The following is a 20964-nucleotide window of genomic DNA, read 5'->3' as shown; positions in this document are numbered from 1 at the left end:
TCGGGAAATTAGGAGAGTTTATGCCGCGATTGCCGGGCGATTATTGGCGAGCAGCTCAATGGTTTTGAGACGATGGCTACCTTCTGAAACAGGACAGTCGACAACGAACTCGGCGATGCCCAACTCCCGGTGCAGGCGTTGAAGTTCATTGTGAACATGCAAGGCTGTGCCACGGATCACACGAGGCGTGCGCTCTTCGATGCTGTATTGTGTGGCACCGGCCTGTCGCACATATTCAAGCGCCTGTTCGTGACTGCCGACATTGACTGGCTGCAGGCCTTCGACCGCGACACGGAAGCGGCGAATATCGCCTGCCAGTTTTTCCGCCTCGGCATCGCTCTCAGCAACAATAACGCTGACCGCTAAAATGGCAGGGCGGTTCGTAATTGTCCGATAGGCTTCAACCGCTTCTTTGATGGCTGCCGGATCGCCCTGAATATGTCCGGCATAAACGAAGTTCCAATCGAGCTGCGCCGCAAGTTCAGCACTTTCGACGCTCGCACCCAGCAGGAAACGTTCAGGTTTTTGCGGCGGAACCGGATAGGCGGCAATGCCGTTTTCATCATCTGATTTCTCTGAACCATGATCGAGAAAGCCATCAAGCTCTGCAAGTTGCGGTTTAAAGGATGGTTTTCGGTCCGGGTCATAAGCCCCTTGCAGTGCGCGGGTTGACAGCGGCAGGCCACCCGGCGCTTTTCCGACGCCTAAATCGACCCGTCCAGGGGCAAGTGATGCAAGCAGATTGAAGTTCTCAGCGACTTTATACGCGCTGTAATGCTGCAGCATCACACCGCCCGAACCAATCCGGATTTGATGGGTATGAGCCAACAAAAAGCCGATCAGTACCTCTGGTGACGAACTGGCAAGCCCCGGTGAGTTGTGGTGCTCTGCCACCCAGAAACGATGAAAGCCTGCGGCTTCTGCTTTCTGTGCAAGCTTTATCGTGCGGGTCAGCGCCGCCTGGGCTGCTTCGCCGTCATGAATGGGACTTTTATCGAGAAAACTGAGCGCGTAGGGCATTTGATCCTCACCAACAACTTCAATGAGGAGATAATCTATGTTTTTTGTAGAATATTAATCGAGCAACGATCTTCCAATATTTGCACGCTCATTAAACGTTCATGCCGTGCAAACGTGCGAGCAAAGAGGCACCGTTAAGGAGAGATACTGTTCGATGGCAGCTTTATGCTTCCACTCAACACAAGTCGGACAGGATTTGTTTCAGCGGAGGCTTTCTATGGTTGATATTATTGTCCAGTCTTCTCTTTTGGACCCGGCCGCACAGCCGCTTATTGACGGTCTGGTTCATGAATATGACAGCCGTTATGCGAATCTGGACCGACCGGGCGGCGCACGCACAGAAATTCTGCGCTATCCCACAGAGGCATTTGCGGCGCCGCTCGGCGGTTTCCTGCTGCTTCAGCGCGATGGGGAAACCATTGCCGGGGGTGCCTATATGAGCCACGACGATGAAACCGTCGAACTCAAGCGTATCTGGACGGCATCGCATTTGCGTAGGCAGGGACTGGCGCGCCGTATCGTTTTGGCGCTTGAAGAAAGTGCCGGTGAACTAGGTTACACGCGGGCCTATCTCTCGACGGGCTTTCGCCAACCCGAGGCCACAGCGCTTTACATTTCGCTCGGCTATCGCCCGCTCTTCGACACATCTTTAGATGTTCAGCAATATCGGTCGCTGCCTTTTGAAAAGCACATCGGTTCCAAGCTAGGCCAGCAGATCTCTTCGCCGCTCTATCCCGCATCGGCCTCATTTGAAGAGGCAACGCAGCGCGTGCAGGAACGAAAGGCGGTGCAGGAAGCAAAGATTCTTGCTCGGCTTCAAAGCTATCGCGAAACCGCTGCGTAAGAAGGGAAACAAGCCATGCCCCTTTCACATATCGAACATTTCGCCTTTCTCATTCCCGGCAGTCATCACGAGAATGATCCTGCAAGAGGTTTAGAGGATACGCTTCAGCTTTTCGAACATGGAGAGCGACTGGGATATGACAGCGCATGGGTGCGCCAGCGCCATCTGGAGCGAGGCATTTCATCTGCTGCTACCTTCCTCGCAGCCGCTTCGCAGCGGACAAAGCGCATCGGTCTTGGCACTGCGGTCATTCAGCTTGGCTACGAAAACCCGTTCCGGCTGGCTGAAGATCTTGCAACTGTCGACCTTTTGTCAAACGGCAGGCTGAATGTTGGCGTTTCAGTTGGTGCGCCGCCTTTTGCGCATCTTATCGCAGATTTCGTCGATGCCGCTCCCATCACTGATTACAGTCATGCGCGCGCAGAAAAACTGGCACAGGCCCTGCGGTCAGAACCGCTTTCGGGCGAGACCGAAGCGGGCAATGCCGCTGGAGCGCAAATCCCGCGTTTAAGACCCTTTGCCAAAGGGCTGACCGACCGCCTGTGGTATGGCGGTGGATCACAGAATTCAGCACGTTGGGCTGGGCAGGCTGGGTTTAATCTTCTGACGGGAAACATTGTCAGCGGTGAGAACACGGACGATTTTCTGACAGCCCAAAAAGCACTCATAGAACGGTTCCGTCAGGAATGGGTGCATGAGCGTGCGCCTCGTGTCGCACTTGGCCGGGTGATCCTGCCCACGGACAGTGCAAGTCCCGATGCGCGCCGTCGCTATACGGAATTCGCCGCCGAACGCGACAAGCGAACGGGTTTCGCCCATGGTCCGCGCCGCACTTTGTTTCTGCCCGATATTGTGGGCACGACAGAGCAAATTCTGGAAACACTCGCAGCCGACCCTGTTCTCCCGCTTGTCTCCGAATTTCGGCTGGAGCTGCCTTACGAATTTCACGCCGAGGATTATGCGCAAATACTCACAGACTTTGCGCGGCTTCTTCCTGCCTCGGGCGCAAGCAAGCCAGAGCTGAGCGTTGTTCGCGCTGGCTAGTTATCCAATCCATTCAATGACGATCGGAATACAATCATGACGAAGTCTAAAACCCTGCTCTTAGGCGTGGGTATCAGCGCCGCAATCGCACCTCAAACGAGCCTCAAGCAATCGCGGCAGTTCTGGACGGAGCTGACAAAACCGTTCGATGGTGCATTTGCATTTCTGACACTGGAAGACGAGTTCGCAGACAAGGGCGGCGATGGGCTGGATGCCATTTTGCTGGCAAACTGGCTTGCACCGCGTCTCGCCAATATTGGTATCATCGCCGGTGCGCCGGTCAATTTTCTGGAACCTTTTCACGTTTCAACAGCCATTGCGACGCTTGATTATGTCAGCGAAGGGCGCGCTGGACTGCTTGTGCAGCAGCTCACAAAACAGCGCAATCTGGAAGCCAGCAAAGCGCTGGGTGCGTTGAATGGTTATCCTTCGCTTGCTCAACAGGCGCTTAAAACGGACACTCAAGCCGCAATCGAGGTTATCCGCAGGCTTTGGGATAGCTGGGAAGACGATGCAGTCATTCGCGATAAGAAAACGCAACGTTTTCTTGATGCATCCAAACTGCATTACATCAACTTTGAAAGCGAAAATTTCCGGGTTCTTGGGCCTTCAATCACCCCGCGTCCACCGCAGGGCCAGCCGATTGTAGCCACCACACTTTCAAACCTTGATGAGCTGAATGTCGCCCGTAATGCGGATGTGGTTTTTGTTACAGCGGATGAGCAGCTTATCAGGGCTGCTGGTACATCCGTTCATGATCGCGCAGCGCCGGTTGTCGTCGCCGACATCACGCTTTCTGACAAGCTAAGTGTTCAGGAAACGATTGATGCCGTTATCGAGAACCAAGCATGGGGTGCTTCGGGCGTAAGGTTGCTCTTGCCTGATCCGCAATCGCAAAGCGATTTCGTTCTCAAAGAACTGCTGCCCGCATTGCAGGCTCGCGAGCTTGTTCACAACGGCGAGGGCACCACGCTGCGGGCGCGGTTTGGTTTGCCTGAAGCAATCAATCGTTATTCAACAGCCGCTTGAGCGAAGGAACCGGGAAAATGACAAAGCTGAAGCAGGTTATTCTCGGAGCGCAGTTTCCGGGCGTCAACAATTTCACCGTATGGAGCGATCCGGCAGCGGGTAGTCAGATCGAGTTTTCTTCGTTCAGGCATTTTGCTGAAACGGTCGAGCGCGGCAAGTTTGATTTCATCTTTCTTGCGGAAGGCTTGCGCGTACGCGAGCAAAAGGGAAAGCTTCACGAGCTTGATGTTGCTGGTCGGCCCAATACGCTGGCTATTCTCACCGCACTCTCTGCAATCACCGAAAATGTGGGCCTGATCGGTACGCTAACAACCACATTCAACGAACCCCATGCGCTTGCGCGGCAGCTTGCGACTTTTGACACTCTCTCCGGCGGGCGTGCAGGCTGGAATGTGGTGACATCACCGGGTGCATTTACTGGCGCGAATTTCCGGCGAGGCGATCATCTGCCCTTCAAGGAACGCTATGAGCGTGCGCGCGAATTTCTTGATGCCGCGCAAAAAATCTGGGCTGGAGGTGATTTTGCTTTCAAGGGCAAGCATTTTGACATTGCTGGTCACTCAGATCTGGCACCGCTACCGCAAGGCGCGCCCGTTATTGCGCAGGCTGGCGACTCGCAGGAAGGGCGCGAGCTTGCCGCAAGCCACGCCGATGTTATCTATTCCCGCCATGGCACACTGGAAGCGGGGCAGGAGTTTTATCGCGATGTGAAGCAGCGTTTGGCTCATTATGGGCGCAGTCCGGATTCGCTGAAAATCTTGCCGGGCGCCAATTTCGTGTTGGGCGATACGCAAGAAGATGCGGAAGAAAAACTGCGCGAAATCCGTCTGCAGCAGGTCAGCCCGAAATCTGCCATTACGTTTTTGGAGCAGGTATGGAACCGGGATCTTTCAAACTATGATCCGGATGGACCGCTTCCGGAATTGGAGCCGGATGTTGCACACGAGCAATTGGCTCTCGGGCGCGCCAATCGTTATGATGACCGCATTGATACGGCGCGTGCATGGCGCGAGCTCGCTGAACGTGACAAGCTTAGCATCCGTGACCTGATTATTAAGGTTACAGCGCGTCAGCAGTTTGTCGGCACGCCGCAGACGATAGCGGACGAAATCAACGCCTATGTTCAGGCTGATGCAGCGGATGGGTTCGTGTTTGCGCCGCACCTTACGCCCGGAGGCTTCGACGAATTTGTTGAGAAGGTTGTACCGATCCTTCAGGACAAAGGCGTGTTCCGCAGCGATTATGCCGGAGAAACATTGAAAGATAATCTCGGCTTATCAGCTTAACCGCCAAGAACAATAAGCAGTGGCGCGTAATTGCGCCGTTGCTGGTTCTAATTTTCTACAAAATCAGTCGAATATAGAAAGCGCATTCTCGGCCAATCTGTCGAGCGCTGCTACCGTGTGGCGGATTGATAAATCTGGAGTAATAAACAGACATGGGATCAACGGTAACATATCTCCGCGAGAGTATTCCGCAGTATGTTGAAGAGCCTGTAGATATCGAGGTTTCTCCAGGTGAACTCAAGGCCGCTATGCGACAGCTAGCGGGTGGGGTAAGCGTTGTTACAGCGGGGTTTGACGAAGGACGCACGGGCGCAACGGTGACGTCAGCGACGGCACTGTCTGTCGATCCTCCAACAATCATCGTGAACATCAACCGTGGTTCGTCGGTCTGGCCGGTGATCAGCCGCCACAACCATTTCTGCGTAAACATTCTGTCTGCTGGTCAGCAGGCTATTGCGGACCGTTTTGCAGGAAAAGATGGCGTGAAGGGCGCTGCCCGATATGAGGGCGCTGCTTGGTACGCTCTCGAAAGCGGCGCGCTGGCGTTGCATGGCGCGTTGGCTTCGGTCGATTGTGCGGTTGAGGACGTTATTGAGCGCCATACCCACGCTATCATTATCGGACGGGCACTGAAGATTGTGACCGGCGGCGGCGAGCCGCTTCTTTATCACGGCGGCGGTTATCGATTGCTGGGGCTGTAATTTAGTTTAAAGTAGATAATATAAAAAGCCGAAGAATATATTCTTCGGCTTTTGCTTTTTTTGAAATTATGGCAAAATTTAAAAGAAATAATTTTCATCTGTCTATATAATTTTAAATATAAATTCCTGACATTATTTTAATTATATAAATAAGTTCAATCATCTTTCTTTATAAGCAGGGTGATTGCATGACTTCCGAAAATAAGAAATCTTATCTATCTCGGCGTGCTTTTCTGGGGGCATCCGCAGTTGGTCTTGGTGCGGCAGCCATTGGTGGCTCCGATGGCTTTGTGCGCAAGGCATTCGCACAGAGCACGTCGTCTTCTCCGAGAGTGATCAAGCTGGCCTGGGGGCAGACGGCTGTGTGTCAGTCGCCAATTTCGGTCGCGCTCAAGAAAGGCTTGTTTGAGAAATATGGCCTGACTGTCGAACCGGTCAATTTCTCTGGCCCAACCGATCAGCTGCTTCAGGCAATTGCCACCGGCAAGGCAGATGGCGGCATCGGCATGGCGCTGCGCTGGCTTAAGCCACTGGAGCAGGGGTTTGACGTATCGCTGACTGTCGGAACGCATGGCGGCTGTATGCGCCTACTGGCAGCACCCGATTCAAGCATCAATTCGATTGCTGATCTGAAAGGCAAAAAGGTTGCCGTCAGCGATCAGGCAAGCCCGATCCGCAACTTCTTCGCCATTCAGGCGGCCAAACAGGGCATCAATCCGGATACCGAAATCGAATGGCTGCAATATCCGGCTGATCTCTTTGCGGAAGCCCTGAAGAAGGGTGAAGTGCAGGCTGTGGCTGGCGATGATCCGCACGCCTTCCTCCAGCGCGAGCGTGATGGTCTCAAGGAAGTCGCGACCAATCTTGATGGGCAGTATGTCAATTCTGCCTGCTGTGTGCTGGGTCTGCGCGGAAGTCTGGTTCGTGATGAGCCGGAAGTTGCGAGCGCCTTGTCGCGTGCAATCGTAGAAGCACAGGCTTGGACTGCAGCGCATCCAGACGAAAGCGCTGAAATCTTTGCGCCTTTCGTTCCGGGCAATGTCTCTGCAACGGACGTGGCGCGTATTCTGCGCAGTCACACGCATGACCATCATTCGACGGGCGATGCCTTGCGCAAGGATGTTGCTCTGTTCGTGGATGAGCTCAAGATCATTAATGTCATCCGGCCAAATACCAATACGGATGCATTTGCCGAAAAGATCGTCGCCAATGTCATCACCTGACACAGTCTATATCTCGTCCAAGGACGACGCGCGGGAGGCTCTGCCCTCCGCGCTTCGTCGCTCGCTATGGCCGTTTGTGGCGGTGATCGCCTGGGCTATCGTCAGTGCGATTTCCGTCTTCCTTCCCAATGTGGTGATTGGCTTTGCTGAGCCGCTTTATGTTCGTGAAACCAATGGCTTGTTTATCGGTTGGACGATCCTTTTGGCAGCCGGTGCAGCATTGGTTGCGGTCTATCCGGCATTTGGCAAAAGGCTGGTTTACTGGTCGCCATGGCTGACGGCTCTGGCGGTATTTTTTGGTGTTTGGGAATTGCTTACGGCCAAGTTTGCATGGCTCCCTGTGCCGTTTTTCCAGCCGCCTTCGTCTCTGCTCGAAGTCTATCTCGATGATTGGCCGCGTCTGCTCGACAGCCTCTACAACTCGTTCAAGCTGCTGGCTTCGGGTTTTGTGCTTGGTGCGATTGCTGGTTTTCTGACAGGTGTTTCCATCGGCTGGGTACAGGCAATCGGCTATTGGGTTCATCCGGTGTTGCGGTTTCTGGGGCCAATTCCATCGACTGCACTGCTACCGATGGCATTCTATTTCTTCCCGTCAGGCTTTTCAGCAGCAGTCTTCCTTATCGCGCTTGCAACATGGTTTCCGCTTACGGTTCTGACATGGTCGGGCGTGGCGAGTGTCGATAAAGCCTATTACGACGTTGCACGCACTTTGGGCGCCAGTCAGTTGTTCCTGATCCTGCGCGTCGCAATTCCCGCAGCATTGCCGCATGTTTTTGTCGGTCTTTTCATGGGGTTGGGTGCATCTTTCTCGGTGCTGGTCGCCGCCGAAATGATGGGCGTCAAGTCCGGTCTCGGCTGGTATCTGCAATGGGCGCAAGGCTGGGCGGCCTACAACAATCTCTATGGCGCGCTCATCATCATGGCGATTGTATTTTCCGGTCTGATTACGCTGCTCTTTACGGTGCGTGATCGCGTTCTGACTTGGCAGAAGGGGGATGTGAAATGGTGAATGCTGCCCTCAAACAAACGCCTGCCGCCACCGCTGATGAAAGCCGTGGCTTCCACATTCAGGTTGAGAATGTAAGCCATCGCTTTGGTCTTGAAGGTAAGTCATTGCCGGTTCTCAACCACATTGAGCTTGATGTGCAACCGGGTGAATTTGTTGCCATTCTGGGTCCATCGGGTTGCGGCAAGAGTACGCTTTTGCGGCTCGCTGCCGGTCTGGAGCCGCCAAGTGAAGGGCGGATTCTTGCCGATGGCGAGGAAATCCTCGGTCCTAATCCGTCGCGCGTGGTGGTCTTTCAAGACCCCACACTTTATCCATGGCGTACGGTGCGGGACAATGTGGCTTTGGGGCTTCAGGCGCGTGGCGTGCTGAAAACTCAGGGACACCGCATCGATGAAGCGATTGAACTGGTGGGATTGTCGGCTTTTGCCAATGCCTATCCGCGCCAGCTTTCGGGCGGCATGGCGCAGCGTGCAGCCTTGGCGCGTGCGCTCGTCAATGATCCGAAATTGCTCATTCTGGACGAGCCATTGGGGAAACTCGATTCCCTGACGCGGCTTGCCATGCAGGCTGAGCTTCTCGATCTTTGGCAACGCAACGGCTTTACCACACTTCTCGTCACGCATGATGTCGAGGAAGCGCTTTTCCTTGCACAACGGGTCATCATCTTTGGCAATCGCCCGGCAAGCATCGAAGCCGAACTTAAAGTGGATCTCAGCTATCCGCGCCATCGCGGCGATCCGCGACTGGCGGAACTGCGCAGGCAGGCGCTTGCGCATCTTGGGCTCGATGCCGACTGGTAAAATCAGGAAAGAAAAATGTTCAAAAAAGCAATTCTTACAGCGGCCCTATTATTGGGGTCGATGACGCAACTTTATGCTCATGCGCATCTCGCACAATCCGAGCCAGCCGAAGACGCTGTGCTCAATAAAACGCCTGCCACTGTTTCCATCGAATATACCGAAGCGCTGGAACTCGGCCTTAGCAAACTTGTCCTCAAGGATGAGAGCGGGGCGACTATCGAGACCAGTAAGCCTGAACATATTGACGGCAACACAAAGACGCTCTCGGTCACACCGCCAGCTTTGAAGCCGGGTACTTATACGGTCGAGTGGGGCGCTGCGTCGGTCGATACGCACCGCACCGAAGGCGCGTTCAAATTCAAGATTGCTAATTAAGGTCGCCGGGCGCAATGACTGGAATTGATATCGTCATTGCGCTCGTGCGATGCCTTAATCTTGCGGGCCTCGCAATGCTCGCAGGGGCGCTATTTTTTCGCATTTTTCTCATGAAAGCCGAAAAAGGCGAAGGCAAACCGACGGCAAGATTAAGATTCTGGTGGCAACTTTGTGTCTATTCTGTGGCAATCAGTGCTTTTGGACTGGTTCTATGGGTACCATTTCAGTTCTCACTGCTGTCTGGTGCGAATGGTTTTTCTGATACATTCGTCTTTCTCCCAACCGGGCTTTTAGGCACAGCGTTTGGCATTGCATCCTGCCTGCGCGCATTAGCAATCGTGTTTGCTGCCTTGCTTCTGCCGTATGCGATAAAGTCTCAAGCCATCCGTATCCTTTTGTTTTTGATCGCTGTTTTGGCGCTTGGTCTCCAGATTCGCATGGGGCACGCCGCAGCCGCTGATACTATCTGGCTGCCGCTGGCGGTTTCTGCGCATGTGATTGCAGGCGCGCTATGGTTTGGTTCGCTGCCTCCGCTCTATCTTCTTTTACGCGTTTCGCGGGATGACGGTTTGCAGGCAGCACAGCGATTTTCGCTATATGGCGTTGTTTTTGTTGCAGTTCTTGTTGTTGGTTCCGCAATTGCAGGATGGCGTTTGACAGGTGGTTTTCCGGGGCTGGTTGGCACCACTTACGGCAGGATCATGATCGTGAAGATCGCGCTTCTGGCAGCCATGTTAACACTTGCAGCACTTAATCGTTTCTGGCTGAGCCGTGATGGCAGCAGCGGGCGTGGACTTGGCTATGCGTTGATCCTTGAGGGAACAATTGGTCTAGCAGTATTTCTCGCGGCGTCACTTCTCGCGACACAACCGCCCGGCGTTCATGAAGACATCATCTGGCCTTTCGCCTATCGTTTGCGCGACAATATTCTGGGTGATGCGTTTCTCGTCGATGCCGCGTGGCGGAGCTTTAAGCCACTTCTGCTGGCATTTCTGATCGGTATTGGGTGCCTTTTTCTGCCTAAATGGCGATGGCAAGCTATTGTTATCGCAGCAGTTATCGGGTTCGCGTTGTTCCAGCCACCAAGCATCGGATTGTTTGTTCAGGATGCAAATGAAGCAAGCTTTCTGCGCTCGCCCACCTCCTATACGTCCATCGCAATTGCGCGGGGTGCTGTGGCTTTCGGAGGCAATTGTGCCTCTTGTCATGGCAATGACGGGCGCGGGCGCGGTGAGCAGGCAACGGGCGATCCGGTATGGCCACCCGATCTGACAGCACCCTTGTTTGCGGATCGCAGTGACGGCGAAATCTTCTGGACGATCATGCATGGCAAGAAGTTGCAAGACGGTCGGCAATCCATGCCCGGTTTTGAAACAATGTTGGATGCTAAAACCGCGTGGTCGCTAGTGGATTATATCCGAACGATTGCTTCCGCCCGAACGATCAGTCTGCCTGCGCCTGATGGTGCGGTTTACCCGGCGGCAAGCCCGCGGATTACGGTCTATTGCGGGGCTAGACGGCATGAGGTCGGTCGTCAATCCGACAATTTCTGGCTGCTTCATCTTAAGGGTGAACCGCTTGAAGCTTTTGCTGTCGATAGCAATGGCATCACGGCACAATGCGATGTTTCCGACCAGACTGCGGCTTTGGCTATGCAGCTTCTGACACCACCTGCCGATAGGGCGAGCTTTCTCGTAGATCAGAATGGCTGGATACGTTTTCGATGGTCGGGGCACGAAAAGTTAGAACCTTCAACTCTTGAGACAGCAATTAGCAAGGCTCGCGCGAATCCGGTCAGCCTATCGAATAGGGGACATCATTCATGATGATCCGAGCAGCGTTGCTACGCGAATATAAATGCAAAGAGGCGCCCTGCAATGGATTGCAAATCTATGTGCCGGGCGAACTAAGTGAATAATTTTCTTAATAAAATTTAGCGGCTGGTGAAAATTAGACGTTGAATTTTGATGCCTGTTGGCAAGAGGGAGTAGATCATGGGTAACATACGCAATGGCTTTTCGGAGCTTGTCGGCAATACGCCTCTGGTTGCTTTCTCACGCCTTCAGAAAAGCAATGACGTTTCTGTGCGGCTTCTCGCAAAAATCGAATATCTCAATCCGGCTGGCAGCATCAAAGACCGTACGGCATGGGGGATTATTCGGGATGCCGAGCGTGCCGGTAAGATTAAGCCGGGTGATCTTCTGGTAGATCTGACGAGTGGAAATACGGGCATTGGTATTGCGGCTGTTGCTGCCGCAAAGGGCTATCGGACGAAGTTTTACCTGCGTGATACGATCAGCGAAGACAAAATCAATATCCTGCGTCAGTTCGGGTCTGAAATCGTGCTGATCGACAATGACGAGCTGCTGGAACCGGGAGCGCTGCAAAAGGTGCTTGATCGTATTCGCAGCGAAAATCCGGGCGCTTACTATACGGGTCAGCGGTCCAATCCTGCCAATCCGGCAATTCATTTTGAAACGACCGGCCCGGAAATCTGGCAAGACACGGATGGCGAAGTGGACATTTTGGTCAGTACCGTAGGCACTGGCGGGACCATTTCAGGGGCGGGAAAATACCTGAAAGAAAAGAAGCCATCCCTTCGCATCATTCTGGTGGAGCCGACGGCAGATTCTGTGCCTTCTGCCGATAATCCAAAAGCCGAAACCATTGAAGGCGTTCACAAAGTCACCGATATCGATGAGACTATTCTGCCTGAAAACTACGACAAGGCTATTGTCGATGAAATCATTGCTGTGACGACGGAGCAGGCTCGACGTGCCGCATTATCGGTTGCACGGGAAGAGGGCTTTCTGGTTGGTACGTCTTCCGGGGCCGCTATTGCTGCGACCCTTCAAATTGCAAAGCGCCCGGAAAATGCAGGGAAGACCATCGTTGCCGTTCTGCCTGATAGCGGGGAGCGCTATTTGTCACTGTTTCAAGAACCAGTCATAGCGGATTAGGGGTTGGTTCGATAACAATTGAGTTAAAAAGAAAATATTCAGCGAGTAGTCAGTATTATATAATTTATAACAGTTATTTTTGTTGAAAATATAGAACATAATTTTGTTGAATTGTGTAATTATATCAATTCTGAATATTATTATATAAAATATTATTTGTCATATATTTTACAATAATTAGATATAATTGCCTTAATCGAATTATCCCTCTGAAATAGAACGATTTTGTTTATTGTTATTGGGGATAATTATGATTCTGAAAAACACTGTAATTGGTTCGGCATTTGCTGTTCTTGGGGTGACACACGCAAATGCAGCCGATGCAATTGTAGCGCCGGAGCCAGAGGCTGTAGAATATGTGCGTGTCTGTGATGCTTACGGAGCAGGCTATTTCTACATTCCGGGAACGGAAACCTGCCTGCGTATCCATGGTTATGTTCGTTACGACCTGAGGGGAGGCGATAACGTCTATTATCGTGGTGCAGGCATCAGCCGTGCTCCGGACGGAAGTGCTTATAATCTGAGCCCGCGTGGTAAGTCCTATGATACCTGGACGAATAATACGCGTTTCACATTACGCACATCGACGGCTTCCGAAACGGAGCTTGGTACGCTTTCGACCTTTACTGAAACCCGATTCAATTTCGGTAATGGTGTGGATGCCGGAACGACGCTCAACCGTGCGTTCATCCAGCTTGGTGGTCTGCGCGTGGGCCTCGATGACACGGCATTCTACACATTCACCGGATATTTCGGTGACGTTTTGAATGACGACGTTATCAGTGCTGGTGGTTATCGTACCAATCAGATCAGCTACACTTTCAAGGGCGGCAATGGCTTTTCGGCTATTATCTCTCTTGAACAGGGTAACAACGTCGATGTCGATTGGAATGGCGTGATTGATGACTACACACCACACGTCGTTGCTGGTTTGAAATATGCGCAGAGCTGGGGTTCGATTGCAGGTGTTGCAGCTTATGATGCTGTCAACGAAGAGTGGGCCGGAAAGGTTCGCGTTGATGTTAATGTAACCGACCGCTTCTCGGTCTGGGTGCAGGGTGCATACAAGTCGAACGACGATCATTACGTTCATTACGATGCAAGCGGTGCCGTTGTTCACGATGGTGGCAGCAGCACTTATCGTGGCGTTCGTGTGATTGACAGCTTCTACGGAACGTGGGGCGGTGATTGGGCCGTTTGGGGTGGTGCTAAATTCAAGGCTACCAACAAAGCGGTCTTCAACGTTCAGCTGGCCTATGAGGATGCGGAAACTTTCGCAGCCAGTGCAAACGTTGCTTATCAATTGGTTCCTGGCTTCACCATCACGCCTCAGATTTCCTACACCAAGTGGGATGACACGAACTCGATCCTGAAAGGTCAGGATGCCTGGCAGGGCGTAGTTCGCTTCCAGCGTTCATTCTAAACTTCATTCAAGATTTGCGTAATCGATGCAGTGGCGGCTCTGGCTGCCACTGTTGTTTTAGCGCACAGGCGAGGGTGGTTTTTCCAGCCATCATGTTTTTCAAAGGGCTGAAATTTTACATAGCTAAAGGCAATTAGCCTGCTGTGCCTCGTTTTCGCCGCTTGAGAGAGACTACAATGGCCACCAAATCGTTATTCGTGAACGCTATTGATAGGAGATGTGATTACGATGCAAACTCAGTCAGATTATCAACACTCTTCATCATCAGGCTATGGCGAAGGCGCACAGGCACGAGGAACAATCGCGTCGTTGCTGGCTGCCGTTGAAATAGCAAAACAGACTGCAAATGAAAGTCTGCGCCGCGCTCAGTCGGCACCTTTGCCGCACATTGCCGATAATACGATATTCATCGCATTATTCGAGCGTCACCTATCAGATCGTGAAGCCCTATTTTCCAGAATTCGCCAGCTCGACGATGCAAAGGCGTCTTTCAGGGCTTGAGCATAACGAGCAATTCATTCCATAATTGCCGCATAAATTGTAGCATTTCCAGCAAAAGTGCGAAGCGGTTCTGCGTCGGATAATGCATAAAAACAAACAGTTACAGCGGTTCTAACGATTCATTCTTAACTGGAACCGCTGTAATGAGCAAAAATTTGGTAAGCAGGAAGAATTGTAGTGACTGATTTTGCATCCAGAATGACGCTGACTGAGGAGTTGGTCTCGCTGAGCATTCGGGCAGAAGTGGATCGAGGACCGGAGCCAAACAGGATTCCGATAACTGATCTGGACGTGCAGGCACTTTCTGAAAAGCTTTATCATGAAAGCGGCGACACGCCTCTGTGGGTGTTCGCTTATGGCTCTCTTATATGGAAACCGGATTTTAATGCCGTTGATTGGCGTTACGGCGGCGTGAAGGGGTGGCACCGTTCGTTCTGCCTACGACTTACCCGCTGGCGTGGCACGCAAAGCCAGCCTGGGTTGATGCTCGCGTTGCGACGCGGCGGCAGCTGCAACGGTATCGTGTTTCGGTTGTCTGAAGAGGATCGGCTTGGCCAGATTCAGCGCATGGTCCGCCGCGAGATCAGCTCTATAAGTGATGCTTCCAGTATCCGCTGGGTATCCGTTGATACACCGGACGGGCCTGTGCGTGCTTTGACGTTCTGGGCTGGGCCACGCGGCGACCGCGTTTTGAACGGCTTGCCGCTGGAATGTGTAGCAAGCACTTTGGCGCGAGCATGTGGGCATATTGGTTCCTGCGCGGAATATCTTTATCTGACCGTCAAACATCTGGAAGAAAAAGGCATTCGCGATCGCAATTTGTGGAAGCTTCAGGAACTGGTGGCAGCTGAGATTGCGACACTCTATGAGGTCAACGCCAAAGCATCCGCATGAGCGGTTTGGCCGTCAAGACGTGTAAGCCCGAACGCGTATCCCTTCCGAATGTGACATTTGGTCTGTAACGATAGACTATTAATCCGCTTGATTTAGTGCAAAAGCAGCATTCATCGGATCGGCGGAGGTTCCATGCTCACAAAAAAGGGGAAATACGGCCTCAAAGCATTGGCTCACCTTGCCTTGCTTGCTCCCGGCGAGAGCGCATTCGTTGCCGAGATTGCCGCCAAAAACAATATTTCCAAGAAGTTTCTCGACGCGATCCTGCTGGAGCTGCGTAACGACGGCATTTTGCGGTCGAAGAAGGGGCCGGGCGGTGGCTATAGTCTCGCAAAACCTGCCAGTGAAATTAATATCGGGCAGGCGATCCGCGTTCTGGATGGTCCACTCGCACCTATTCGTTGCGCCAGCCGAACAGCTTATGAACCTTGCGAAGACTGTGAAGATCACAATGCTTGTCAGGTTCGCCGATCAATGCTGCTTGTTCGCGAAGCAATTGTCGGCGTTCTCGATGCCATGACGCTTGAGCAGTTTGCTCGCAACGGCGGCCTTGAAGATGACGGAACTGCGCCTGAATGGGCACAGCTCACGGCCTGATCTGGATCACTTCCGATAGTTGATCCTGTAAGTCAGACTACCTTCAGTAACCTCTTCAATTTCAATAATAATATCACGTATTTCGACGGTCTTCTGATCTTTCGGAAAAGAGAAGGTCTGCCCTGAGGCTGGGTAGTTCAAATCTGCGATTGAATAGCCGCGGACTTCAAACTGCATTTCGCCATTTTCAATGCCGAGGAAAGCAATATCGTAGATCGTCCCACTCTCGTCCGGGCTGTAGTCGCCAGCCTTGGGCAGCGCTAGCCCTTTTCCGTAATCACGGGGCGGGATGATTGGATTAGCTGAGAGGACAAATTGCGAGCGCCCGAACGTATCGGTTTCTGGTGCAGGCTGTTCCTGCGACTGCACTTGCGGAGCGGCTTCGACTGCACCAGCGGCCGGACCTGCAATTCCGCTGGCGATTGAACTGCATAGAATGGCTGCAGTAAATGATGACGTCAGGATCAGCGAGCGCAGGACTTTATTCATTTTGCGAACTTTCATGCTCAGGGTCTGATGCTGTCGCTATCGGCGAGGATTGACGACGGCTCGCAATAAAGCTTGGCAACTTCGGTGTCTTTGGTCTCGTTGGTGAAGGCATCAGTCGAAGGATAGACGCGTATTTCACCGCTCTTGATGACGCTTGAATCGTCTTTGTCTTGCGTGACAACGAAAGCATAAACATAGTCGCCGCGAGCATAGCCTAATGCCATGGTCAGATCGGTCGGATGATTGATATTGGTGTCTTTGGTCGAAAACCAGGTGCTGTCGGTTTCAAAATAGAGCTCGGCTTTTTCTGTGCCTGCCGCGTAGGTGTAGTAGGCCTCCTTCTTGTCCGGATTGGCCTTCGGATCGGCAAGGTGGCAAAACTCTGCACGCGCATTTCGCTCTGGAATATTGCACGCAAATTGGGTCTGCCACGGAGGAATACAGTTTGCTGCAGCTGGCAGCGGTATTAGTGCGGCCAAAGTCATTGCAAAGCATATCTTCATGAGAGATCCCCGAATGCGGTCAATCTCTACCGCATGGCAAACCTCCACAGATGAGTCAATGTGTTACGCTGTGGACAATACTCAATTGACCGCGCTTCGATCTTCCGTCTAGTGTCGGCTCAGATGAGGCACCTGGTGCCGGGGCGGGCTGTTAAGAAAGATATCTGATGAATCCAGCATGGACCAAATGGCTTATTAGTTTCGTATTTGGTGTTCTGATAGCGCGCTTCGGATTTGGCCTCATGGCCCCTCTGGTAATGATGCTTTCCCCTGAACGGACGGTCAATCCAGATGGTCTCGATAGTGTAATTATCATCCAGCTGGTCGTTCAGTTTGTTGTAGTGGTGATCTCCACAATCCTGTTGTCGCGGCTGGCAAGTCGCAAGCTGCAAATTGGATGGGGTTGTCTTGTTCTTGGCGCTGTTATCCTGCTTGGCCTGCTTGCCACGCTCTTCGTACCTGGTTCGGATTTTGGGTCGCTTGAGGATAATGGTGAAGCCACAGCATTTTTCTTCTGGCTGTTGATCCTCGTGCTGCCAATGTCGATCGGCGGGGGACTGTTGGCCGTTATTGGCTGGATTATGATCCAGCGCGGACGAAAAGAGTTGCAGCGCGGGTAGTTTAGGCAAGTCACGATCTGCATATCTGTAGACCAAACGCCAATTTGTTGGGAAATAATCCACTATCTGCTTTGACTATTGAGCGATTACTGATTGACATCAATCTGTTGAATCGTATTGCAATAAATAAGTTGAATGGCAGATCAGAGTTTTTGGACGGTCGGATGCTTTATGATCCGAAATGAGAACCGCTCCATATTGATGATATTAGAGCGCCGGGCGTCTTGATGGGTGTCCAAAGGTCGCTCTAACACTTTAAAATCAGAGCATGATTTTACCTTAAACTGATCCAGGTTTAAGGAATTATGCTCAGCGGAATGGGGACTTTCGAATGCGTCTGTTGGGTGCGGTTCTTATCGCGAGTTTCATCGCGTCCAATCTTCCAGCCCATGCCGAATTTGAGAGGGAACTCGGCCCACTCGCCTCGGCAGGGTCTTCACAAATCATTCAGGGATGGACCGGAACCAAACAAGACGGTTGGTTTATCCTTAACAACCAGCAGGCAGGTGGAACCGAGCAGACATTGGTGGTTCAAGCCGGGCCAGCACCTGCCGAAGGTCGTGCTACCAGCGTTAGGATTGCAATCAATTCTTCCAAGCCAGGTGCTTCGCTGGGGCTAATTGCGACAAATCCTGCGAATAGCGCCATTTGCCTGATGGAAGTGATTGCCGATAAGAGTGCCAAGCTCTTCTGCATGGAGAACGGCAAGCGCCAGGATATTGCTACCATCCCGAATGCAGCCAAACTTGACGGCACGGATGTCATCGAAATGGTCGATGTACCCGGTGTAACGCGGTTTCTTCTCAATGGAAGAATGATTGGCGACGTTCAGGGTTCGGCAGCGCTTGGCGCGCAGATCGGCATCATGGCCTATGACACCGGCGTATTTGCGATTACCGATTTCAATATCACATCCGATGGCCAGAATGTGCCTACCCAGCCGGTCACCCCAAGCCAACAAACAGGCGGAGCGCCGCAGACTGCTGATACGGGCGCGCAAACTGCGCCCCAGAATGGCGGCAACGCGCCTCAGCCCGTAGCAGGCTCTGGTGCCCCCTCAGGTCCGCTGCCGGAGTTTGGCGGCGATAGTGGCCGTATCGCTGCAGTTTATTACGGATTGGTGCGCAGCATTTTTGCGCATGAATTCGGACATGCGCTGATTGGAGAATTGCAGCTGCCATCGACCGGCCCCGAAGAAGATGCTGTCGATATTTATTCTGCTTTGCAGATTGTCGAACCGACAATGTATCCGTCCGGTGACAAAGAAATCGACGATATGGCTATCGGAAGCGCGAGCTATGCAGCGCTGCAGTGGTATTATAGTGGCAAAATCAATGAGATGAAGGGCAGCTCACCTTCTCCGTGGCAGGACGAGCATACAGCCGATCTCAAGCGCTTTCGTAATATGCTTTGCATCATGTATGGCGGCAATCCGAAGGTTTTCAGCTCGATTGCCGACGGCGTAAAACTGGATGAGCGCACACGTTTTCGCTGCTCCGACGAATTCAACAAGCAAAATCGTGCATGGCGTAAAATTCTTGCCCCTCACACACGTTCTGGCGAATGGCACCCGGAAGGCGAACAACCTGCCAATGCGGCCGGTGCAGCGATCAAAACGGTCTTTCAGCCATCCTCACGTAGAGTTGGCGATTTCTATGCCAGTAAACTTTCAAGCGCTTTGACAGGCTATTTCGATAACTTGTCCCAGACTTATGTTCTGCCGCGACCTTTAACAGTCACGTTCCGCGACTGTGACCAGCTCAACGCATGGTATGATCCGAAAGAAGGATCGATCACCATGTGCTACGACCTGTTCGAACATCTGGCGGTCATGATTTCCGATGTTGAAATGGGAAGTGCTCCAGCAGATTCTGCAGGCCAGCAACCAACTAATGCTTCTGCGCCGGCTTCTGGTGCCGCGGCAGGTGCAGTCGTTGATGAATTGCGCGATGACGGCGTTGCGGCGAGCATGGTTCTCTTTCAGTCGCCTTATACCGGCCCAACACCCAACAAACATGCCAGAGCTACGATAATCACAACTGTTGAGGTTGCCAAGATCATCGCAAATGGCCGTAAAACCCTGTTCGTTGATACCAGCGGTCTGCAGGAAACCATGCAGAATGCCTTTTCTTTGCCGGATGCCGGGCGCGATGGAAGCGTTACAGATAGTCTGCAGGAAGCGCTCGACGAATGGCTGAACGAAAAAGCTGGCGGAGACAGAAGTGTTGGCGTGGTATTTTTCGGCAAAGGTATGAACGACCGTTCGTCCTATAATGCCGCATTGCGCTCTGCCACACTCGGCTGGACGACGTTCTGGTATCGTGGCGGACTGGAAGCATGGACAGGAAATGGCTTGCCGGTGAGCAAGTAATTTCTGCGGGTTGATTGTTGATCTCTGTTGATGCAATTGTCGTAATTATATTGCATCAACGGTAATGAACGAATGAACGAGCTCAAAGCCCTCAAGACGTTTCTGCTGGCAGCGGAGAAGCGCAATTTCGCGCAGGTTGCGCGAGAGCTGGATATGACGCCCGCCTCTGTAACGCGAACCATCGCAGCGTTAGAAGAAGAGCTTGGCGTTCAGCTCTTCGTGCGAACGACCCGACAGGTTTCGCTCACGACGGATGGGGCTGTTTTTGCAGCGCGTATCGAACCAGCAGTCAACGCGCTGGAGACGGCGCGACTTGAACTCATGAATGTTCATAAGGCTGATCAAGGGCGTTTGCGGATCAATGCGCCGATGTCACTCGGCCAACAGGTCCTTCCGCAAATACTCTCTGCTTTTCGGGATGTTTATCCAAAGATCGAGATTGAATTATCGCTGACCGACCAGATGCTCGATATCGTCGAGCAGGATTTCGATCTTGCGATCCGCATTTCCGGTGCGCCGTCGGATAAATTCACGATCTGGCGCAAGATCATTGAAATCAAACGCATTTTGGTGGCTGCACCCGGTACTCCATTTATGGATGTCGCGCATCCGGGCGAGCTGACATCAGATGGATGTCTGGGCTACAGCTCGGAAAGTCGCCGTGAAAACTGGGCTTTGTCGGATGGAAGTTCGACGGTCAATGTTTCTGCCGGGCGTATGATCAGTGCCAATAATGGTGAAGTTCTGGCCAATATGGCAGCGGATGGGGCGGGGGTCGCCATGCTGCCTGTGTTCATCGTGGCTGAACATTTGCGCACGGGGCGTCTCGTGCATATCCTGCCGGAATGGTCGCCGCCGCAACTTTGGCTTACGCTTTATTATCCGCCATTCCAGAAGTTGCCGCCGCGTATTGCGGCTTTCTCAGATTTTTTTGAGCGCGAGATCAAGGCAATTGTTACCCGGATGATCTGACGCCCAATAGCATGTGTCAAAAACAACAAAAGGCGGAGCCTGAGGGCTTCGCCTTTTTGTATTCTACCGGCTTGCGCCGATATTAGTTCTGATAGCTTGAAGGCGATGCGTCGCCAAAGCGATGAGCAGAGCCGTCCTGATATGTGGTCGTCTGACCGATAGAAGCGGTTGCAGTGTTATCAACCTGCTGTGTTGCAACTGGCGTGCGGTCATTTGCATAAAGATCGGCAGGTTCACCAACATGTGGGTTTTCAGCGAAAGCTGCACCGGCGCTAAGAGCAACGGCTACGGCAGCAAGAGCAA

At 52.6% G+C, this 20964-nt stretch carries 22 protein-coding genes; 18 read left to right on the top strand and 4 right to left on the bottom strand.

Annotation, left to right across the window (positions count from 1 at the left end; translation table 11 throughout):
• Nucleotides 1-18: 18 nt before the first annotated feature.
• Nucleotides 19-1020 carry an LLM class flavin-dependent oxidoreductase gene (locus ABWV94_RS12990; RefSeq protein WP_353413789.1) on the bottom strand — a complete coding sequence of 334 codons (1002 nt, stop codon included), beginning with the start codon at nucleotides 1018-1020 and terminating at the stop codon, nucleotides 19-21.
• A gap of 217 nt (nucleotides 1021-1237) precedes the next feature.
• Here ABWV94_RS12990 and ABWV94_RS12985 point away from each other — a divergent pair, with 217 nt between their 5' ends.
• From ABWV94_RS12985 to ABWV94_RS12915, 15 genes are all read left to right on the top strand, one after another.
• Nucleotides 1238-1864, top strand: coding sequence for a GNAT family N-acetyltransferase (locus ABWV94_RS12985; protein WP_064321669.1), 627 nt, complete (start codon nucleotides 1238-1240; stop codon nucleotides 1862-1864).
• 15 nt (nucleotides 1865-1879) lie between these two features.
• Nucleotides 1880-2908 (top strand): LLM class flavin-dependent oxidoreductase, encoded by a 1029-nt coding sequence (locus ABWV94_RS12980; RefSeq protein ID WP_353413786.1) that lies wholly within the window; start codon nucleotides 1880-1882, stop codon nucleotides 2906-2908.
• 36 nt (nucleotides 2909-2944) lie between these two features.
• Entirely contained in the window at nucleotides 2945-3937 is a 993-nt protein-coding gene (locus tag ABWV94_RS12975; protein WP_353413784.1) for an LLM class flavin-dependent oxidoreductase, read from the top strand.
• Between the two features lie 17 nt (nucleotides 3938-3954).
• Nucleotides 3955-5223, top strand: coding sequence for an LLM class flavin-dependent oxidoreductase (locus tag ABWV94_RS12970; RefSeq protein ID WP_353413782.1), 1269 nt, complete (start codon nucleotides 3955-3957; stop codon nucleotides 5221-5223).
• Between the two features lie 152 nt (nucleotides 5224-5375).
• Nucleotides 5376-5924 (top strand): flavin reductase family protein, encoded by a 549-nt coding sequence (locus ABWV94_RS12965; protein ID WP_007879012.1) that lies wholly within the window; start codon nucleotides 5376-5378, stop codon nucleotides 5922-5924.
• Between the two features lie 188 nt (nucleotides 5925-6112).
• The gene (locus ABWV94_RS12960) at nucleotides 6113-7147 is read left to right on the top strand and encodes an ABC transporter substrate-binding protein (protein WP_353413780.1); all 1035 of its coding nucleotides are present in this window, start codon (nucleotides 6113-6115) and stop codon (nucleotides 7145-7147) included.
• Nucleotides 7134-8156, top strand: a complete 1023-nt coding sequence (locus tag ABWV94_RS12955; protein WP_353413778.1) for an ABC transporter permease — start codon at nucleotides 7134-7136, stop codon at nucleotides 8154-8156. The genes ABWV94_RS12960 and ABWV94_RS12955 overlap by 14 nt, the downstream gene beginning before the upstream one ends.
• Nucleotides 8150-8956 carry an ABC transporter ATP-binding protein gene (locus ABWV94_RS12950; protein ID WP_353413776.1) on the top strand — a complete coding sequence of 269 codons (807 nt, stop codon included), beginning with the start codon at nucleotides 8150-8152 and terminating at the stop codon, nucleotides 8954-8956. Before ABWV94_RS12955 ends, ABWV94_RS12950 begins: the two co-directional genes overlap by 7 nt.
• Before the next feature lie 15 nt (nucleotides 8957-8971).
• Nucleotides 8972-9331 (top strand): copper resistance CopC family protein, encoded by a 360-nt coding sequence (locus ABWV94_RS12945; protein ID WP_079213870.1) that lies wholly within the window; start codon nucleotides 8972-8974, stop codon nucleotides 9329-9331.
• Nucleotides 9332-9345: 14 nt separating this feature from the next.
• The gene (locus tag ABWV94_RS12940; protein ID WP_353413773.1) at nucleotides 9346-11157 is read left to right on the top strand and encodes a CopD family protein; all 1812 of its coding nucleotides are present in this window, start codon (nucleotides 9346-9348) and stop codon (nucleotides 11155-11157) included.
• 168 nt (nucleotides 11158-11325) lie between these two features.
• Entirely contained in the window at nucleotides 11326-12291 is a 966-nt protein-coding gene (locus ABWV94_RS12935; protein WP_113500273.1) for a PLP-dependent cysteine synthase family protein, read from the top strand.
• 250 nt (nucleotides 12292-12541) lie between these two features.
• Complete coding sequence (locus tag ABWV94_RS12930; RefSeq protein ID WP_353413771.1) at nucleotides 12542-13714, top strand: porin; 1173 nt, start codon at nucleotides 12542-12544, stop codon at nucleotides 13712-13714.
• Between the two features lie 228 nt (nucleotides 13715-13942).
• Nucleotides 13943-14215, top strand: coding sequence for a hypothetical protein (locus ABWV94_RS12925; protein WP_007879030.1), 273 nt, complete (start codon nucleotides 13943-13945; stop codon nucleotides 14213-14215).
• Nucleotides 14216-14413: 198 nt separating this feature from the next.
• Complete coding sequence (locus ABWV94_RS12920) at nucleotides 14414-15109, top strand: gamma-glutamylcyclotransferase (RefSeq protein ID WP_353414089.1); 696 nt, start codon at nucleotides 14414-14416, stop codon at nucleotides 15107-15109.
• Nucleotides 15110-15241: 132 nt separating this feature from the next.
• Nucleotides 15242-15706 (top strand): RrF2 family transcriptional regulator, encoded by a 465-nt coding sequence (locus tag ABWV94_RS12915; protein ID WP_079213865.1) that lies wholly within the window; start codon nucleotides 15242-15244, stop codon nucleotides 15704-15706.
• Between the two features lie 6 nt (nucleotides 15707-15712).
• On the opposite strand, the gene ABWV94_RS12910 is transcribed toward ABWV94_RS12915, so the two are convergent.
• Entirely contained in the window at nucleotides 15713-16195 is a 483-nt protein-coding gene (locus ABWV94_RS12910; RefSeq protein ID WP_007879038.1) for a hypothetical protein, read from the bottom strand.
• Between the two features lie 17 nt (nucleotides 16196-16212).
• The gene (locus tag ABWV94_RS12905) at nucleotides 16213-16698 is read right to left on the bottom strand and encodes a hypothetical protein (protein ID WP_007879044.1); all 486 of its coding nucleotides are present in this window, start codon (nucleotides 16696-16698) and stop codon (nucleotides 16213-16215) included.
• Nucleotides 16699-16865: 167 nt separating this feature from the next.
• Here ABWV94_RS12905 and ABWV94_RS12900 point away from each other — a divergent pair, with 167 nt between their 5' ends.
• The 3 genes from ABWV94_RS12900 (at nucleotide 16866) to ABWV94_RS12890 (ending at nucleotide 20661) form a co-directional block, all read left to right on the top strand.
• Nucleotides 16866-17318 carry a hypothetical protein gene (locus ABWV94_RS12900; RefSeq protein WP_231195374.1) on the top strand — a complete coding sequence of 151 codons (453 nt, stop codon included), beginning with the start codon at nucleotides 16866-16868 and terminating at the stop codon, nucleotides 17316-17318.
• Between the two features lie 331 nt (nucleotides 17319-17649).
• Complete coding sequence (locus ABWV94_RS12895) at nucleotides 17650-19689, top strand: DUF4344 domain-containing metallopeptidase (RefSeq protein WP_353413768.1); 2040 nt, start codon at nucleotides 17650-17652, stop codon at nucleotides 19687-19689.
• Nucleotides 19690-19761: 72 nt separating this feature from the next.
• Nucleotides 19762-20661, top strand: coding sequence for a LysR family transcriptional regulator (locus ABWV94_RS12890; RefSeq protein WP_079213861.1), 900 nt, complete (start codon nucleotides 19762-19764; stop codon nucleotides 20659-20661).
• Between the two features lie 82 nt (nucleotides 20662-20743).
• Here ABWV94_RS12890 and ABWV94_RS12885 read toward each other — a convergent pair.
• Nucleotides 20744-20964 (bottom strand): hypothetical protein (locus ABWV94_RS12885; protein WP_353413766.1); only part of this gene is annotated, 221 nt, incomplete at its 5' end.

It is taken from the genome of Brucella sp. NBRC 12953 (assembly GCF_040369775.1).
In the GTDB taxonomy this organism is placed as follows: domain Bacteria; phylum Pseudomonadota; class Alphaproteobacteria; order Rhizobiales; family Rhizobiaceae; genus Brucella; species Brucella pseudogrignonensis.
The sequence above is the reverse complement of the archived record's forward strand: the minus strand, read 5'-3'. Positions and strand labels throughout refer to the sequence as shown.

What these genes read in the sequence shown, in the direction of transcription:
- ABWV94_RS12945 (WP_079213870.1), top strand. Translation starts at nt 8,972, where the DNA reads ATGTTCAAAAAAGCAATTCTTACAGCGGCCCTATTATTGGGGTCGATG.
- ABWV94_RS12910 (WP_007879038.1), bottom strand. Translation starts at nt 16,195, where the DNA reads ATGAATAAAGTCCTGCGCTCGCTGATCCTGACGTCATCATTTACTGCA.
- ABWV94_RS12915 (WP_079213865.1), top strand. Translation starts at nt 15,242, where the DNA reads ATGCTCACAAAAAAGGGGAAATACGGCCTCAAAGCATTGGCTCACCTT.
- ABWV94_RS12920 (WP_353414089.1), top strand. Translation starts at nt 14,414, where the DNA reads ATGACGCTGACTGAGGAGTTGGTCTCGCTGAGCATTCGGGCAGAAGTG.
- ABWV94_RS12985 (WP_064321669.1), top strand. Translation starts at nt 1,238, where the DNA reads ATGGTTGATATTATTGTCCAGTCTTCTCTTTTGGACCCGGCCGCACAG.
- ABWV94_RS12975 (WP_353413784.1), top strand. Translation starts at nt 2,945, where the DNA reads ATGACGAAGTCTAAAACCCTGCTCTTAGGCGTGGGTATCAGCGCCGCA.
- ABWV94_RS12895 (WP_353413768.1), top strand. Translation starts at nt 17,650, where the DNA reads ATGCGTCTGTTGGGTGCGGTTCTTATCGCGAGTTTCATCGCGTCCAAT.
- ABWV94_RS12950 (WP_353413776.1), top strand. Translation starts at nt 8,150, where the DNA reads ATGGTGAATGCTGCCCTCAAACAAACGCCTGCCGCCACCGCTGATGAA.
- ABWV94_RS12955 (WP_353413778.1), top strand. Translation starts at nt 7,134, where the DNA reads ATGTCATCACCTGACACAGTCTATATCTCGTCCAAGGACGACGCGCGG.
- ABWV94_RS12900 (WP_231195374.1), top strand. Translation starts at nt 16,866, where the DNA reads ATGAATCCAGCATGGACCAAATGGCTTATTAGTTTCGTATTTGGTGTT.
- ABWV94_RS12960 (WP_353413780.1), top strand. Translation starts at nt 6,113, where the DNA reads ATGACTTCCGAAAATAAGAAATCTTATCTATCTCGGCGTGCTTTTCTG.
- ABWV94_RS12980 (WP_353413786.1), top strand. Translation starts at nt 1,880, where the DNA reads ATGCCCCTTTCACATATCGAACATTTCGCCTTTCTCATTCCCGGCAGT.
- ABWV94_RS12935 (WP_113500273.1), top strand. Translation starts at nt 11,326, where the DNA reads ATGGGTAACATACGCAATGGCTTTTCGGAGCTTGTCGGCAATACGCCT.
- ABWV94_RS12970 (WP_353413782.1), top strand. Translation starts at nt 3,955, where the DNA reads ATGACAAAGCTGAAGCAGGTTATTCTCGGAGCGCAGTTTCCGGGCGTC.
- ABWV94_RS12930 (WP_353413771.1), top strand. Translation starts at nt 12,542, where the DNA reads ATGATTCTGAAAAACACTGTAATTGGTTCGGCATTTGCTGTTCTTGGG.
- ABWV94_RS12905 (WP_007879044.1), bottom strand. Translation starts at nt 16,698, where the DNA reads ATGAAGATATGCTTTGCAATGACTTTGGCCGCACTAATACCGCTGCCA.
- ABWV94_RS12990 (WP_353413789.1), bottom strand. Translation starts at nt 1,020, where the DNA reads ATGCCCTACGCGCTCAGTTTTCTCGATAAAAGTCCCATTCATGACGGC.
- ABWV94_RS12965 (WP_007879012.1), top strand. Translation starts at nt 5,376, where the DNA reads ATGGGATCAACGGTAACATATCTCCGCGAGAGTATTCCGCAGTATGTT.
- ABWV94_RS12925 (WP_007879030.1), top strand. Translation starts at nt 13,943, where the DNA reads ATGCAAACTCAGTCAGATTATCAACACTCTTCATCATCAGGCTATGGC.
- ABWV94_RS12940 (WP_353413773.1), top strand. Translation starts at nt 9,346, where the DNA reads ATGACTGGAATTGATATCGTCATTGCGCTCGTGCGATGCCTTAATCTT.
- ABWV94_RS12890 (WP_079213861.1), top strand. Translation starts at nt 19,762, where the DNA reads ATGAACGAGCTCAAAGCCCTCAAGACGTTTCTGCTGGCAGCGGAGAAG.